This window comes from Pseudomonas putida (assembly GCF_028682635.1).
In the GTDB taxonomy this organism is placed as follows: domain Bacteria; phylum Pseudomonadota; class Gammaproteobacteria; order Pseudomonadales; family Pseudomonadaceae; genus Aquipseudomonas; species Aquipseudomonas putida_AE.
In genome coordinates this window covers 86,410-101,514 of sequence record NZ_JANHLK010000010.1, presented here as the reverse complement: position 1 = coordinate 101,514, position 15,105 = coordinate 86,410, and the positions used below count along the sequence as shown (strand labels likewise).

Annotated in this window: 12 protein-coding genes; 10 read left to right on the top strand and 2 right to left on the bottom strand. The window is 61.8% G+C overall.

Annotated features, from left to right (window positions below; genetic code table 11):
• The first annotated feature begins 80 nt into the window (after nucleotides 1-80).
• Together NPS56_RS14685 and NPS56_RS14680 are read left to right on the top strand one after the other, a co-directional pair.
• Nucleotides 81-653 carry a DUF2889 domain-containing protein gene (locus tag NPS56_RS14685; protein WP_274075247.1) on the top strand — a complete coding sequence of 191 codons (573 nt, stop codon included), beginning with the start codon at nucleotides 81-83 and terminating at the stop codon, nucleotides 651-653.
• Nucleotides 654-899: 246 nt separating this feature from the next.
• Nucleotides 900-3,653, top strand: a complete 2,754-nt coding sequence (locus NPS56_RS14680; RefSeq protein ID WP_274075246.1) for a LuxR C-terminal-related transcriptional regulator — start codon at nucleotides 900-902, stop codon at nucleotides 3,651-3,653.
• On the opposite strand, the gene NPS56_RS14675 is transcribed toward NPS56_RS14680, so the two are convergent.
• Both NPS56_RS14675 and NPS56_RS14670 read right to left on the bottom strand, forming a co-directional pair.
• Complete coding sequence (locus NPS56_RS14675) at nucleotides 3,654-4,118, bottom strand: PaaI family thioesterase (RefSeq protein WP_274075245.1); 465 nt, start codon at nucleotides 4,116-4,118, stop codon at nucleotides 3,654-3,656.
• Between the two features lie 121 nt (nucleotides 4,119-4,239).
• The gene (locus NPS56_RS14670) at nucleotides 4,240-5,388 is read right to left on the bottom strand and encodes an acyl-CoA dehydrogenase family protein (RefSeq protein ID WP_274075244.1); all 1,149 of its coding nucleotides are present in this window, start codon (nucleotides 5,386-5,388) and stop codon (nucleotides 4,240-4,242) included.
• Between the two features lie 466 nt (nucleotides 5,389-5,854).
• On the opposite strand from NPS56_RS14670, the gene NPS56_RS14665 reads away from it, so the two are divergent.
• From NPS56_RS14665 to NPS56_RS14630, 8 genes are all read left to right on the top strand, one after another.
• Nucleotides 5,855-7,039 carry a lipid-transfer protein gene (locus NPS56_RS14665; RefSeq protein ID WP_274075243.1) on the top strand — a complete coding sequence of 395 codons (1,185 nt, stop codon included), beginning with the start codon at nucleotides 5,855-5,857 and terminating at the stop codon, nucleotides 7,037-7,039.
• Between the two features lie 32 nt (nucleotides 7,040-7,071).
• The gene (locus NPS56_RS14660) at nucleotides 7,072-7,509 is read left to right on the top strand and encodes a MaoC family dehydratase N-terminal domain-containing protein (RefSeq protein ID WP_274075242.1); all 438 of its coding nucleotides are present in this window, start codon (nucleotides 7,072-7,074) and stop codon (nucleotides 7,507-7,509) included.
• A gap of 10 nt (nucleotides 7,510-7,519) precedes the next feature.
• Nucleotides 7,520-7,954: a MaoC family dehydratase gene (locus tag NPS56_RS14655; RefSeq protein ID WP_274075241.1), complete on the top strand. Its 435-nt coding sequence runs from the start codon at nucleotides 7,520-7,522 to the stop codon at nucleotides 7,952-7,954.
• 34 nt (nucleotides 7,955-7,988) lie between these two features.
• Nucleotides 7,989-8,822, top strand: a complete 834-nt coding sequence (locus NPS56_RS14650) for an SDR family NAD(P)-dependent oxidoreductase (protein WP_274075240.1) — start codon at nucleotides 7,989-7,991, stop codon at nucleotides 8,820-8,822.
• Between the two features lie 97 nt (nucleotides 8,823-8,919).
• On the top strand, nucleotides 8,920-10,062 hold the full coding sequence (locus tag NPS56_RS14645; RefSeq protein ID WP_274075239.1) for an acyl-CoA dehydrogenase family protein: 1,143 nt from the start codon (nucleotides 8,920-8,922) through the stop codon (nucleotides 10,060-10,062).
• A 90-nt stretch (nucleotides 10,063-10,152) separates the two neighbouring features.
• Complete coding sequence (locus NPS56_RS14640) at nucleotides 10,153-11,718, top strand: long-chain-fatty-acid--CoA ligase (protein WP_274075238.1); 1,566 nt, start codon at nucleotides 10,153-10,155, stop codon at nucleotides 11,716-11,718.
• Nucleotides 11,719-11,828: 110 nt separating this feature from the next.
• A complete protein-coding gene (locus NPS56_RS14635) occupies nucleotides 11,829-13,649 on the top strand; it encodes a DUF1302 domain-containing protein (protein WP_274075237.1) in 1,821 nt (606 codons plus the stop codon).
• A gap of 25 nt (nucleotides 13,650-13,674) precedes the next feature.
• Nucleotides 13,675-15,042: a DUF1329 domain-containing protein gene (locus NPS56_RS14630; protein ID WP_274075236.1), complete on the top strand. Its 1,368-nt coding sequence runs from the start codon at nucleotides 13,675-13,677 to the stop codon at nucleotides 15,040-15,042.
• Nucleotides 15,043-15,105 lie beyond the last annotated feature (63 nt).

The following is a 15,105-nucleotide window of genomic DNA, read 5'->3' as shown; positions in this document are numbered from 1 at the left end:
CTCACCCGAAAACAACGGTCGGGGACCTGTACCCGGCCTGTTTCAAACGCTTTTGCGATGCAGCAAGAAGGAATTCATTGATGACCACCGAACCTGTCGACTCGCCCACTCGCACACTGCTGCACACCCGCGAAATCATCTGCAAGGGCTATCAGCGCAGCGATGGTATGTACGACATCGAAGGACGCCTGCAGGACCTGACCAACGAACCGACCGACCTGCCGTTCCACCGGGTGCCCCAAGGCGGAACGATCCACGACATGCGCCTGGTGATGACCATCGACGCCGACATGGTGATCCAGCACATAGCAGCCGTGACAGCGACCGGTGCCAGCCAGTTCTGTGGTGAAGCGGCGGCCGTTTACTCAGGTTTGGTGGGGCTGAAGATTGCCGCAGGCTTCAAAAAGAACATGAAAGCCATCGTCGGTGGCGCAATCGGTTGCACCCACCTCACCGAACTGCTTGAACGCATGGCCAACGTGGCGATGCAGACGCTGTTTTCCACCTACCGGGCTGAGGCCTCTCGCCGTCGGGAAACGGGCGCGCAGCAGGTCATCGCGGTGCGCCCATGGGTGATCGGCACCTGTCATGCCTATCGAGAAGAGGGCGATGCCGTGAAGCTGTTGTGGCCCGAAGGCGTACCCAAGGCCTGATCAACACTCGATCCCCCTGTGGAGCTGCCGCAGGCTGCGATCTTTTGATCTTTGCTTCTAAAAACAAGATCAAAAGATCGCAGCCTCGTTGCACTCGACAGCTCCTACAGGGGAATGTGTCGGACGAAAGCCGTATCGGCAAATGCCGCGTCAGGCCCTACAATGTGCTGCGAAATTTCATGCAGCCGGGACAGTCTCAGTCCTACATCGTTTGTCGCCTGGCTCGCCATTCGGAAGTGTTCTCCCATGTCGTTACCGCCCCTCAAAGACACCGACGCTCGTTCCTCACCGGACGCTGACCACTCGATTGCCGATACCAAGGTCGTACCGCCGCGCGGGGCCCGTCGGCTAGTGCCTCGGGAGAGCCTGTTGCTACGCCTGCAAGAGGTCCGGCGCCAACGTTGCGTGGTGATCCAGGGCCCTGCCGGGTGTGGCAAGACCAGCACTTTGCTGGCCTGGCGCCGGGAACTGTTGGCGATGAATTTCGACGTGGCCTGGCTGTCGCTGGGAGCCGAAGACGACGAACCTGGCCGCTTCTGCCATTGCCTGCAAGCGAGCTTGGCGCAAGTGCTGCCGGAGCAGGTCCGCGATGCCGGCATTCTGCTCGGTCGCGATAATCAGGACATGGCGGTCGAGCACTGGGTCATCACCCTGGTCCAGGGCATCGCCCAGCATTCGCGCGAACTGGTGCTGATGCTCGATGACATGCAGCATCTGCAGGAGCCGCGAATCGTCCAGGCATTGCAATGGCTGATCGACTACGCCCCGCAAAACCTGCACCTGGTATTCGGCACACGGGCAGCACTGCCATTTCCGCTGGCCGCCTTGCGCGCGCGGGGTCAAGTCAGCGAATTCGACCTGCGCGACCTGCGCTTCAGTCGCAGCGAATCGCAGCTGTTCCTGCGTGAACACCTGGGCGCCATCGATGCCCGCGACGCGGCGACGCTGCACGAGCTGACCGATGGCTGGGTCGCCGGCCTGCAATTGTTCGCCGTCGACCTCAAGGCCAAGCAGATGACTCGCTTCGACCGGGTGCAGATTCGCGATGCCATCGGCTTTGCCGACTATTTCGAACGCGAAGTGCTGGTGCGCCTGGAGCCGGAAGATCTGCGCCTGCTCACCTGCGCATCGATCTGCGAACGGTTCTGCGCTTCGTTGTGCGCGACCCTGCTTGGCCAGCCCCACGCCATCGCCGGCATGATGACCCAGCTTGCCCGCCTCGATGGCGACAATCTGTTCATCACCCAGGTCAAGAGCCACGACCGTGAAACCTGGTACCGCCTGCATCCGTTGCTGGGCAGCGTATTGCGTGCCCGGCTGGCGGCGCGACCGCAGCAGGAACAGGTGCTGCACGCCGTTGCGCGGGGCTGGTTCACCGAACACGAGCACCTCGATGAAGCGGTGCGCCACGCAGTGCGCGCCGGTGATTGCGAAGCGGCGGCCGATATCGTTGAAGCCTGCGCCTATGACTTGCTGGCCAAGGGCAACCTCAGCCAGATCTCCGGTTTGCTCAAGGGCTTGCCGGCGGAACAGACTGCCGAACGTTTCGGCTTGCAGGTGGTGATGGCTCATCTGCAACTGTACTCGCGTAATTTCCAGGCGTTGCAGCAGACCTTGCAGCATCTGCAAGCCCACCACGAAAGGCTTGACCCCCGGCAGCGCCATGCAGTGACCGTGCTCAAGGGCAGCCAGGCGATTCATCAGGACGACACCGCGGCGATGTTGGCGATCCTCCCTGACTTGCTGGCGATCCCGGACGATGCCGACGACTTTTCCTGGTCGGGGCGCAGCAACACCCTGGCCTGGCTGTACATGTACCAGGGCGAATTCGAGAAAGCGCGGGAGGTCCTCGAGGGCGGCGAGCGGCCATTCGGTTCGCCGCGCCGCAGCCTGCTCGGGCGCTGCATGAGTGGCATGAGCCTGGCGCTCGAAGGCCGCGCCACCCAGGCCGAGCACCTCTACCGTGAAGTGCTGGAGGAGGCCGAAAAACATGGGGTGGCCTATCTGGTGGTCAGCACCATGGCCGCCGGTTTGCTCGGTACGGCGTTGTACGAGCAGGGCGATTACCACGCCGCCTGCCAGTTGCTCGAGCCACGGATGAAACTGCTGGAGCAGGTGGCGATCCCCGACACCGTGTTGCAATGCATGCAGACGCTGGCCATGGCCCATTGGCTGGCCGGGCGGCACACCGAAGCCATGGGCTGTCTGGACCGCCTGGAACAGTATGCGAGCCGTTATGACCTGGACCGTCTATTGGTCTGTGCGCTGCTGGTGCGCATGCGCTGGTTGCAGCAGATCGGCGATGAATCCGCGGCGGACGGCGCGTTGCAACGCATCCTCCAGACGGCGCAACCACACCAGGCGGCGCAATCGGGCACTGAGCTGGAAGTGCGGATCATCGCGCGCCGGGCCGCGATTGAACGGTCCCTGCATGCCGAGGATTTTTCGGCGGCGGCCGAGCCATTGCCGGCGCTGATCGAGGCGTCACAGCATAACCGCCGATGGCGGCGGGTGGTGGCGATGCGTGTGCAAATGGCCGTGATCGAGCAGGGCAGGGGGCACGTGGATCAGGCTCGCGAGCAATTGATCGAAGCGTTGCGCCAGGGCCATCGCCTGGGGCTGGTGCGCAGCCTGCTGGATGCGGGGTCGGGGGTTGCTGCGCTGCTCGAAGCGCTGATGGCCGAGCATGTCCTGGACCCGGTGTTGACGTTCTACGCGCAACGCCTTCTCGACGTCGCTCGTACAGCTGACGCCAGCAGCCAGCAGGCGCCGGACACCGAAACCGCCAGTGTGCTGAGCATTCGCGAACTTGACGTGATGGCTCTGGTGGCCCAGGCGCTGCCCAACAAGAAGATCGCCCGGGTGCTGAACCTGTCACCGGAAACGGTGAAATGGCACATGAAGAATATTTTCTACAAGCTGGAGGTCACCGGGCGCGACGAGGCCATCGCCAAGGTACGCGACCTGGAACTGAAGCTTCCCGGCAACCCGCAGGTTTGATCAGCCCTGGCGTGGCTTGCCGTGCAGGCTTGGGGTATTGCCGATAAATGTCGCCTTGCCCCGGGCCACCAGGCGTTCGCCATCGAGCAGGTCGAGGCTGGCATGGGACAACGAGCGCCCGATCCGGTGAATCTGAACGTGAGCTTCGACCCATGCGCCCAGATTGGCCGGGCTGAGGTAGTCCATGCTCAGGTTGATGGTCGCGGGGGGTAGGTCGGTCGCTGCCGCCAGGCGCAATGCCCGGCCGAATGCCGTATCCGCCAAGGTCGCAAGAAAACCGCCGTGGGCGATGCCCAGCGGGTTCAGGTGTTCGGGGCGAATGCGCGCGGCCAGTACCGAGCGTTCCTCATTGACGTAAAGGCCGGTGCAATGCACCACGAAACCGACGCGCCCCATCGGCACGAAACCGGCGAGCGGTTTGTCCTCGTGGGCGGCAGCTTCAAAGGGTTCAGGAATCGAATTCATTGGCATGTGCTCTGTGGGAGCGGGCTTGCTCGCGAAGGCGTAGGCACAGTCAATATAGAAGTCGCCTGACACTCCGCTTTCGCGAGCAAGCCCGCTCCCACAAGGGGGGTGGTGGATGGGCTTATAGCGTGCGCGCAATCAGCTCTTTCATGACTTCATTGGAGCCGCCATAGATGCGCATCGGCCGGGTGTTCACGTACAACCGGGCGATCGGGTACTCCATCATGTAGCCGTAGCCGCCGTGCAATTGCAGGCATTCGTCGATGATCTGGCAGGCTTGCGTGGAGGTCCACCACTTGGCCATGGCGGCCGTGGTCGGGTCCAGTTCATGCTTGACCATCTTGTCCAGGCAATCGAAGACAAAGGTGCGGGCAATGGTCACGGTGGTCTGCATTTCCGCCAGTTTGAAGCGGGTGTTCTGCATGTCCAGCAATGGCTTGCCGAACAGCTTACGGTCATTGGTGTATCTGATGGTTTCCTCGACCGCGCGCTCCATGGAGCCCAAGGCGTTCATGGTGATGAACATGCGTTCTTCGGGCAGTTGCTGCATCAGCTGGATGAAACCCTTGCCTTCTTCCGGGCCGAGCAGGTTGGCCACCGGCACGCGCACATCATCGAAGAACAACTCCGAGGTGTCCTGGCCTTTCTGGCCGATCTTGTCGAGGATCCTTCCACGGCGGAAGCCCGGCAGATCCTTGACCTCAAGGCCAATGATCGACATGCCCTTGGCACCCAGGGAGGGGTCGGTCTTGCACACCAGCAGCACCAGGTCGGCGTGGAAGCCATTGGTGATGAAGGTTTTGGAGCCGTTGATGACGTAGTGATCACCCTCACGGATGGCCTTGGTCTTGACGTTCTGCAGGTCAGTGCCGGCGCCGGGTTCGGTCATGGCAATGGCGGCGACCATTTCGCCGGTGGCCATTTTCGGCAACCAGCGCTGTTTCTGCTCTTCGCTGGCGTAACGCAGGATGTAGTGCGCGCAGATGGCGCTATGGACGTTGGTGCCCAGGCTGGTGGCGATCTCACGGGCCAGTTCGTAGCCGATGATCGCGTTGTGCGCGTGGCTGCCACCGCCGCCGCCGTATTCTTCCGGGATCGCAGGACACAGCATGCCCATCTCGCCGGCCTTCAGCCAGGTCTCACGGTCCACGTGCTGCTGTTTGGCCCAGCGCTCTTCGTGGGGCACCAGTTCCTCGGCGGTAAAACGACGAACCGATTCCTGGAAGATCGCCAGGTCTTCGGTCAGCCATGCGGGTCTGTATTCGCTCATGTGAATCCTCGGTAGGTCAGGGACAGGGACTCTTGTAATGCTGGGCGTGGTGCAAATTTTCAGCGAGCGCCGAAGGGATGATGCTGCGGAGTAGGCGGGGGATCGTTCGAAGGGATGGTCCGGGGGAGTAGTCAGGCACTCACCTGTGAGAGCGGCTGAACGCAAAACCTGCGGCTACCCGAGATCATTGTGGGAGCTGGCCTGCCAGCGATGGGGGCGGCACATCCGACATTCATTTCGCCTGACACACCGCCTTCGCTGGCAAGCCAGCTCCTACAGTTGAGTCTCCTGTCCTCATCGATTTACTCCCTCCAAACGTTCCTTGGAACGCCTCCCACTACCTCCGCAACTTCATCCCTTCGACGGTCGTAGCACCGCCATGGGCAAACCTAGGATGAATCCCCACAAGAACCTACCGGCCGGCAGGTACGACAACCGAACGTGTATGCCAAAAGGAAATTCATCCATGAGTGAAAAAGTCGTAGTCGCCGGGGTCGGCATGATCCCCTTCGCCAAGCCGGGTGCCAGCCCCAGCTACACCGACATGGGCGCCGAAGCCGTGCGCCTGGCCCTGAAGGACGCCGGCATAACGTACGACAAGGTGCAGATGGCCTTCACCGGTTACGTGTTTGGCGACTCCACCTGCGGCCAGACCGCCCTGTATGAAGTGGGCCGCACCGGCATCCCGATCGTCAACGTCAACAACAACTGCTCCACCGGTTCCACCGCGCTGTACCTGGCCCGCGCTGCCGTGCAGAGCGGTCAGGCGGAGTGCGTGCTGGCCCTGGGTTTCGAGCAGATGCAGGCTGGCGCACTCAAGTCGCACTGGGATGACCGTCCACAGACCCGGGCCAGTGTGGTCCACGTGCTGGAAGGCCTGACCCGCGACGTCGACCTGCCGCGTGCACTGAAGACTTTCGGCGGTGCCGGTCGCGAACACATGCAGAAGTACGGCACCCGTATGGAAACCTTCGCCGCCATCCGCGCCAAGGCCAGCCGTCATGCCGCGAACAACCCGTTGGCGCTGTTCAAGAAAGTACTGACCACAGAAGACGTGATGAATGACCAGCTGCTGTGGCCGGGCGTGATGACTCGCCTGATGGCTTGCCCGCCGACCTGTGGCGCGGCGGCGGCGATCATCTGCTCGCCGGCCTTCGCCAAGAAACACGGCCTGCGCAGTGACGTGGTGATCCTCGCGCAGTCGATGGTCACCGATCCGGTGGAGTCCTTCGATCCGCCATCAATGATCGCCTATGCCGGCTTCCACATGACCCAACGCGCCGCGCAGCTGGTTTACGAGCAGGCCGGCGTCGGTCCTCAGGACGTGCGCGCCGTGGAGCTGCATGACTGCTTCGCACACAACGAGCTGCTGACCTACGAAGGCCTGGGCCTGTGTGCCGTCGGTGGCGGCGAACAGTTCGTCCTCGATGGCGACAACACCTTCGGCGGCCAGGTGGTAACCAACCCGTCCGGCGGCCTGCTTTCCAAGGGCCACCCATTGGGCGCCACGGGCCTTGCCCAGTGCTATGAGCTGACCCATCAGCTGCGCGGCACCGCCGACAAACGCCAGGTCGAAGACCTGAACATCGCCTTGCAACACAACCTCGGCCTGGGCGGCGCCTGCGTGGTCACGATGTACGGGCGCAACTGAGTTTTTCCATAACAACAAGAGGAGTGAGACACATGGCTGACAAGAGCCTGATCGGGCACAAGCTCGATAAATTCAGCGTCGATGTGGAGAAGGGCCGCCTGCGCTTCTTCGCCAAGGCGATTGGTGAAACCGATCCGGTGTACACCAGCGAGGCGGCGGCCATCGCCGCGGGCCACAAGGCCTTGCCGGTACCGCCGACCTTTCTCAAGTGCCTGGAAGGTGAAGGTCGCGACCTGACCGCTTTCCTCAAGCTGTGCAACTTTGACCTGGGCCGCATCCTGCACGCCGAGCAGTCCTTCGTGTACCACGCCATGGCCTATGCCGGCGACGTGCTGACCTTCAACGCCAGCATCACCGATGTCTACGAGAAAAAGGGCGGGGCCCTGCAATTCGTGGTCATGGAATCACGGGTAACCAACCAGGACGGCGTGCATATCGCCGATGTCCGCTCGTCCCTCGTACAGCGCTGAGGAAATGTCGATGACGCTCTCCAACACCACCCACGCGCAATTCTCCGATGTCCAGATTGGCGATGTGATCCCGCTTCTCAAACTGCAACCGGTTAACCGCACCACCCTGGCGCTGTACTGCGGCGCGTCGGGTGATCACAACCCGATCCATATCGACATCGATTTCGCCCGCAAATCGCGCATGCCCGACGTGTTCGCCCACGGCATGTTGTCGGCCGCCTACCTGGGTCGCCTGTTGACCCAATGGGTACCACAGCAGCAAGTGCGCAGCCTGTCGATCCGTTTCACCGGCATTACCCATCTGGGGCACATCCCGACCTGCACCGGCACCATTACCGAAAAATTCGAAGAAAACGGTGAGAAGCGCGTGCGCCTGCAGATCCGTTGCGCCAACCAGTACGGCGAAGAAAAGCTCGTCGGCGAAGCCGTCGTGGCCCTGGCCTGAACTCCTTGAATCCCTCACTCAGGAACAATAAAAAATGAAAAAGCTTGAAGGCAAAGTCGCTCTGGTCACCGGTTCCGGCCGTGGCATTGGTCGTGAAGTCGCTCTGCAACTGGCCGCCTACGGCGCGAAAGTCGTGGTCAACGACCTGGACGCTGCACCGGCTGAAGAAGTAGTCGCCGAAATTCGCGCCGCTGGCGGCGAAGCCGTGGCGTGCGTAGGCAGCGTCACCGCGCCGGACTTCGCCGACCGTTTCGTGCAGACCGCCGTCAAGAGCTATGGCTCCATCGACATCATCATCAACAACGCCGGTTTCACCTGGGACAACGTGATCCAGAAGATGAGCGACGAGCAGTGGTACGCGGTCATCGACTGCCACCTGACCGCGCCGTTCCGCATCCTGCGTGCCGCCCAGCCGATCATCAGCGCCATGGCCAAGAAAGAAGCCGCCGAAGGCCGAGAAGTGCTGCGCAAGGTGGTGAACATTTCCTCCGGCGCTGCTGGTGGCAACGTCGGCCAGTCCAACTATTCCTCGGGCAAATCCGGGATTCTGGGCCTGACCAAGACCCTGTCCAAGGAGTGGGGCCGCCTGAAAGTCAACGTCAACGCCGTCGCGTTCGGTTTGATCGACACGCGCCTGACCCAGGCCCTGGCTGGCGAGGACAGCAAGACCGTGAACATTGAAGGTCGCGAAATCAAGGTCGGCGTGCAGCAGGCGCGTCTCGACGGTGTGGCCGCCACCATCCCGTTGGGTCGTGTCGGCAAACCAGAAGAAGCCGCGGGTGCAGTAGTGATGTTCTGCCTGCCGGAATCCAACTTCTGCTCCGGCCAGGTCATCTTCTGCGGCGGCGGTCCAGGTTCGAATTTCTAAGGCTGTTGCGGCGTGTGCCCTGGTAAGCAGGGCCAACGATTCGTCGAGCTTGTTGCCCGCCCGCGGGTAACAAGCCCAAGAACTTGAGGTGTTTGCAATGCTGGAAAATTACCGCTCCCCGTGGATGACCGAGGACCTGGAGTCGTTCAACGACATGGTCATGCGCTTCGGCAAGGAATACATGGAGCCCAATGAACTGAAGTGGCGTGAGCAGCACTTCGCCGATCGTTCTGCGTGGCTCAAGGCCGGTGAATTGGGTCTTATTCTTCCGGATGTCTCGCAGGAGTACGGCGGTGCGGGGGGCGACATCGGCCACTACGTGTGCGTGTGCAACGCGATGAGCACCTTCGGTGGCGGCCTGGGCCTTGGCCTGAGCCACATCGTCGCTCATTACATCCTCGAATCCGGCACCGAAGCGCAGAAGAAGCACTGGCTGCCGAAGATCGGTTCCGGCGAGATGATCTGCGCCATCGCCATGACAGAACCCGGTGCCGGCTCGGACCTGCAATCAGTTCGCACCCGCGCCGTGAAGCGGGGCGACAAATACGTCATCAATGGCGCCAAGACCTTTATCAGCAATGGCCAGACCTGCGACATGGTGCTGGTGATCGCCAAGACCGACATCACCCAGGGCGCCAAGGGCGTTTCGCTGTTCATGGTCGACACCAACACCCCGGGTTTCCGTCGCGGCAAGCTGCTGAGCAAAGTCGGCATGCATGCCCAGGACACTTCGGAGATGTTCTTCGACGACGTTGAAGTGCCCGCCGATTGCCTGTTGGGCGAAGTGGAAGGACAAGGGTTCTACACCCTGATGAGCCAGCTGCCATACGAGCGCGCGCAGATCGGCGTTGGCGCTGTGGCGGTAATGGAGCGCGCCCTGCGCCTGACCGTGGAATACACCAAGGATCGCAAGGCCTTCGGCAAACCGGTGATCGACTTCCAGAACAGCCGCTTCGTGCTGGCGGACGCCAAGGCGACGGTCATGGCGGCCAGGACCTTCGTCGACCTGATCATCCAGCGTTGGATCGACGGCACCCTCGACACCACGCTGGCGTCGATGGGCAAGTTCTGGCTGACCGAACGCCAGGGTGAAGTGCTCGATCGCTGCCTGCAACTGTTCGGTGGCTACGGCTACATGAACGAGTACCCGATCGGGCGGATGTGGGCCGATGCACGGGTGGCACGCATCTACGGTGGCTCCAACGAGATTCAGCGCGAGGTCGTTGCGCGTTCGCTGTGACAACAGGGCTGACTCCGACTGTGGTCGGCCCGACAGCCACGTCGATAGTTCCAAATCGATTGAATAATAAAAAAGCAATTTGGAGTTTTCATGTACATCACTCAAGGGCTGCACCGTCATCTGCAGCAACGTCCCAATGCCGTGGCCATCCGCTCTCAGGGCGGCCACAGCATCACCTACGCCGAATTCGGTGATCGCGTCGCGCGCCTGGCCAGTGCATTGAAAGGCCTGGATGTCGGCAGTGGTGATCGCGTGGCCATGCTGTCCTTCAACTCGCAACGCTTCATCGAGTATTACCAGGCTGTGCCGTGGGCCGATGCCGTGGTCAATCCGGTGAACTTTCGCTGGAGCCTGGCGGAGATCGTCTATTCGCTGGACGACTCAGAAACCACCGTGCTGATCGTCGACGATCACCACAAGGCACTGGGCGCCAAGGTGCAGGAACAGGCGAAAACCGTACGTGTGGTGATCTACGCCGGTGACGGCGAAACACCACCGGGGATGCTCAACTACGAAACCCTGATCGAGATCAGCGAGCCGGTGGAAGATGCGCGCCGCAGCGGTGATGCCTTGCTTGGCATTTTCTACACCGGCGGCACCACCGGCCAGCCTAAAGGCGTGATGCTCAGCCACAGCAACGTGGCGTTCTCGGCGATGAACTCCTTGATCGCCGGCCGTTGCAGCGCGGGTTCGACATTTCTCCACGCGATGCCGATGTTCCACCTGGCGGACTTCGCCGCGATGACGGCCTGTTTCATCAGTGGCGCGACCCATGCGGTTTTGCAGACCTTTACCGCGCAAGGCGTTCTGCATGCCATTGACCAGGAGAAAGCCAATGAGGTGCTGCTCGCGCCAACCATGATCCAGATGGTGCTTGACTGGCACCAGGCACAGGGTCGGGACCTGGATCTTAGCTCGCTCAATCGCATCATCTACGGCGCTTCCACCATAACCCCGGCCTTGCTGGACCGGGCACGCGCGGTGTTCACCGATGCCGATTTCTCCCAAGGCTACGGCATGACCGAACTGGCCCCGGCAGCGGCGATCCTCGACAGCGAGTATCACAGCGCGGAGCACCAGGCGAGCGGCAAGATGTACTCGGCCGGCCTGCCGGTACAGTGCGTGGAAATACGAGTGGTAGACGCCAACGACAACGAAGTGCCGCGCGGCACCGTGGGCGAAATCATCGTGCGCGGCCCGAACGTGATGCTCGGTTACTGGAAAAAACCCGAGGCCACTGCCGAGGCGCTGCGCGGCGGCTGGATGCACACCGGTGACGGCGGCTACATGGACGAGGACGGCTTCATCTACATCTGCGACCGTCTCAAGGACATGGTGGTCAGTGGCGGCGAAAACGTCTACTGCGGGGAAGTTGAGGCGGCCATCGGCAGCCATCCCGCCGTGGCACAAAGTGCCGTGATCGGCATCCCCTGCCAGAGATGGGGCGAGTCCGTGCATGCGGTGATCATTCTCAAGCCTGGCATCAAGGCCAGCAGCGAAGAAATCATTGCCCACTGCCGCGAGCGGATTGCTGGCTACAAGGTGCCGCGCAGTGTCGAGTTCCGCGAAGCACTGCCGCTGACCAGCGTCGGCAAAGTGCTGAAGACCGAACTGCGCAAACCCTTCTGGGAAAACCAGCAGCGCGGGATCGCCTGAACCAGTGTCGCGCGGTCGTTGCGGCCGCGCATCTTATTTCCAACGCCAGGAACTCAAGCGCATCCACCGGTGCGCACGGGTCTCCTTGTGTCAATTCAATCGGAGGACGCATGAGCATTACGAGATTGCGTAGAGCTTGCTACCCAAACCTGCTGGCAGTCGCCGTCGCTGCGGCAGTCACCCCACAGGCTTTTGCCAAGGATTTCAGCATTGGTGAAATCGAAGGCAGTTTCGATTCCGCGCTATCGGTTGGCGCCAGTTGGGCGGTACGCGGACCGGACCCGGATTTCATTTCCAACTTCAATTCCCAGGGCGTGCGGGGCAATGCATCGGCGCGCACCAACGATGACAACCGCCTGAACTTCAAGAAGGGCGAGACCTTCTCGAAGATCTTCAAGGGCGTGCATGACCTGGAGCTGAAATACGGCGACAGCGGCGCGTTTGTGCGCGGCAAATACTGGTATGACTTCGAGCTGATGGATGAAAGCCGTCCGTTCTACGACATCGACGATCACGGCCGCCAGCGTGCCGCGAAGTCATCCGGCGCGATGTTCCTCGACAGCTTCGTCTACCACAACTACACGATCGACGAATTGCAGGGCAACGTGCGCCTTGGCAAGCAGGTGGTGAGCTGGGGCGAAAGCACCTTCATCGGTAACTCGATAAACAGCATCAACCCGATCGATGTGGCGGCGCTGCGCCGTCCGGGGGCCGAGGTGAAGGAAGGCCTGATCCCGGTGAACATGCTGTACGTGTCCCAGGGCCTGACGGAAAACCTCACCGCCGAGGCGTTCTACCAGATCGAGTGGGCGCCGTCGGTGATCGACAACTGCGGCACTTTCTTCGGCAACGACGTCACGCCCGAAGGCTGCAACGACCGTGCCGTGCTGGCAGGTCTCGATCTGCCACCGGGCGTGGCCAACAACACCGGGGCCCCAGGCCTTGCGGACGACGCCTACATCCCGCGCACCAAGACCAAGGACGCCCGGGACAGCGGCCAGTTCGGCCTGGCCCTGCGCTGGTACGCGCCAGAACTCAACGACACCGAGTTCGGCGCCTACGCCATGAACTATCACAGCCGCAACCCGAGCCTGAACTTCACCCGCGCGACCAACACCGCCAACGCGGTGACGGCGATTCGCAGCGCCAGCTACAACGTGGTCTACCCCGAAGATGTGCGCCTGTATGGCCTGAGCTTCGCCACCAACGCGATGGGTACTTCGCTGGGCGGCGAGGTGAGCTTCCGGCCGAACATGCCGTTGAACCTCAACGGCGCCGACATCAACCTGGCGGCCGTGGGCAACGCCGCTTCGCCGCTGTTCGTCAGTGGCCAGTCCGCCAATGTCGCGGGAGCCAGCGTCGAGGGCTACAAGCGCATGCCGGTGCTGCAGGCGCAGATGAGCGCCACCCGATTCTTCGACCAGGTACTCGGTTCCGAGCGCCTGACCCTGGTGGGCGAGGTGGGCTACAACCACATCAACGGCCTGGGCGCAAGCGACGGTAGCGAGGAACGTTTCGGTCGCAACACTGCATTCGGCGCAGGCCAACTGGTCAATCAGGCAGTCTGCGCCGGCCAGGCCACACCGGTGCCCGGCCAGCCTGGCGTGACCCGACCGAGCAACCCGCAGCAGGAATGCAACAGCCACGGTTTCTATACCAGCGACTCCTGGGGCTATCGCCTGCGCGGCAAGCTCGAATACCCCAACGTGATTGCCGGCATCAACCTGTCGCCCAACCTCGCCTGGTCCCATGACGTCAATGGCGTGGGTCCCAACTTCGAGGAAGGCGACAAGGCCATCAGCCTGGGCGTGGATGCCGACTACATGAACACCTACACCGCGAGTCTCAGTTACACCGATTACTTCGGCGGCAAGTGGAATACCAACACTGATCGCGACTACGTCGCCCTCAGCTTCGGCGTGAACTTCTGACACCGGTCAGACGGAGATAATAAAAATGCAATCGAGCACTCTGATTAAAGCCTGCACCTTGACCCTGAGCCTGATCGCTTCCAGCGTGATGGCCGCGGTTTCTCCCCAGGAAGCGGCGCAACTGGGCACCACGCTAACACCCCTGGGTGGGGAAAAGGCCGGTAATGCCAGCGGTACCATTCCCGCCTGGACCGGTGGCCTCAAGCCGGGTGCCGCGCCAATGACCAACGACTTTCTCGGCAACCCCTTCGAAGGGGAAAAGCCGCAGTTCGTGATCACCGCCGCCAATGCCGCGCAGTACAAGGCCAACCTGACCGCCGGGCAACTGGCGTTGTTCCAGCGCTACCCCGACACCTACAAGATCCCGGTGTACAAGACCCAGCGCACGGCATCGGCGCCCCAGGAGGTCTACGACGCGGTGAAGAAAAGCGCGGTGACCACCGAGTCGGCCAATGATGGCTACTCGTTGAAAAACTTCGAGCAGTCGCACTACTACGCATTCCCGATTCCCAAGACTGGCTTGGAAGTGGTGTGGAACCATCTGACCCGCTCTCGTGGCACCAACTTCATCAGTCGTCAAATCCAGGCTACGCCACAGGTCAACGGAGACTACACCCCGGTGGAGATCGAGTTCGCCACGGGGCTGCCATGGAAAATGAGCGACGCCAAGCCTGAGGACAGCGCCAACATCCTGTTCTATACCAAGCAAACCGTGACCGCGCCGGCGCGTCTGGCCGGTGGCGTGCTGCTGATCCATGAAACCCTCGATCAGATCAAGGAACCACGCATGGCCTGGGCCTACAACGCCGGCCAGCGCCGTGTACGGCGTGCGCCACAAGTGGCCTATGACGGCCCGGGCACTGCGGCGGACGGCATGCGCGTGGCCGATAACGCCGACATGTACAATGGTGCGCCGGATCGCTATGACTGGAAGCTGATCGGCAAGAAAGAGGTGTACGTCCCCTACAACAACTATCTGCTGCAATCGCCGAAGTTGAAGTATGCCGACATCATCAAGCCGGGCCATATCAACCAGGACTTGACCCGCTACGAACTGCACCGCGTTTGGGAAGTGGAGGGCACGCTCAAGCCAGGCCAGCGCCACATCTACGCCAAGCGTCACATGTACTTCGATGAAGACACCTGGGCTGCCGTGGAAATCGACCAGTACGACGGTCGTGGTGCGCTGTGGCGTGTGAGCGAAGGCTACCTGGTCAACGATTACAAGCAGGGCGTCGCCGTGTATGCCGCGATGGGCGTGTACGACCTGTTGGCAGGCCGCTACCTGGTGTCCAACCTGGGCAACGAGAACAAGCGCGGCACCGATTACGCCTATCAACCGACCATGGGCGATTTCACCCCGGCCGCGCTGCGTAACGCCGGCATTCGCTAAGCCAATCGAACCATTGCCGTTCGCCCTCGATGAGCGCGAACGGCTTCCCCCTGCGTCCTGTTC

Bases quoted from the DNA above. Each gene is read 5' to 3' on its own strand.
- NPS56_RS14630 (WP_274075236.1), top strand. From the start codon at position 13,675: ATGCAATCGAGCACTCTGATTAAAGCCTGCACCTTGACCCTGAGCCTG.
- NPS56_RS14685 (WP_274075247.1), top strand. From the start codon at position 81: ATGACCACCGAACCTGTCGACTCGCCCACTCGCACACTGCTGCACACC.
- NPS56_RS14680 (WP_274075246.1), top strand. From the start codon at position 900: ATGTCGTTACCGCCCCTCAAAGACACCGACGCTCGTTCCTCACCGGAC.
- NPS56_RS14675 (WP_274075245.1), bottom strand. From the start codon at position 4,118: ATGAATTCGATTCCTGAACCCTTTGAAGCTGCCGCCCACGAGGACAAA.
- NPS56_RS14650 (WP_274075240.1), top strand. From the start codon at position 7,989: ATGAAAAAGCTTGAAGGCAAAGTCGCTCTGGTCACCGGTTCCGGCCGT.
- NPS56_RS14645 (WP_274075239.1), top strand. From the start codon at position 8,920: ATGCTGGAAAATTACCGCTCCCCGTGGATGACCGAGGACCTGGAGTCG.
- NPS56_RS14655 (WP_274075241.1), top strand. From the start codon at position 7,520: ATGACGCTCTCCAACACCACCCACGCGCAATTCTCCGATGTCCAGATT.
- NPS56_RS14640 (WP_274075238.1), top strand. From the start codon at position 10,153: ATGTACATCACTCAAGGGCTGCACCGTCATCTGCAGCAACGTCCCAAT.
- NPS56_RS14665 (WP_274075243.1), top strand. From the start codon at position 5,855: ATGAGTGAAAAAGTCGTAGTCGCCGGGGTCGGCATGATCCCCTTCGCC.
- NPS56_RS14635 (WP_274075237.1), top strand. From the start codon at position 11,829: ATGAGCATTACGAGATTGCGTAGAGCTTGCTACCCAAACCTGCTGGCA.
- NPS56_RS14660 (WP_274075242.1), top strand. From the start codon at position 7,072: ATGGCTGACAAGAGCCTGATCGGGCACAAGCTCGATAAATTCAGCGTC.
- NPS56_RS14670 (WP_274075244.1), bottom strand. From the start codon at position 5,388: ATGAGCGAATACAGACCCGCATGGCTGACCGAAGACCTGGCGATCTTC.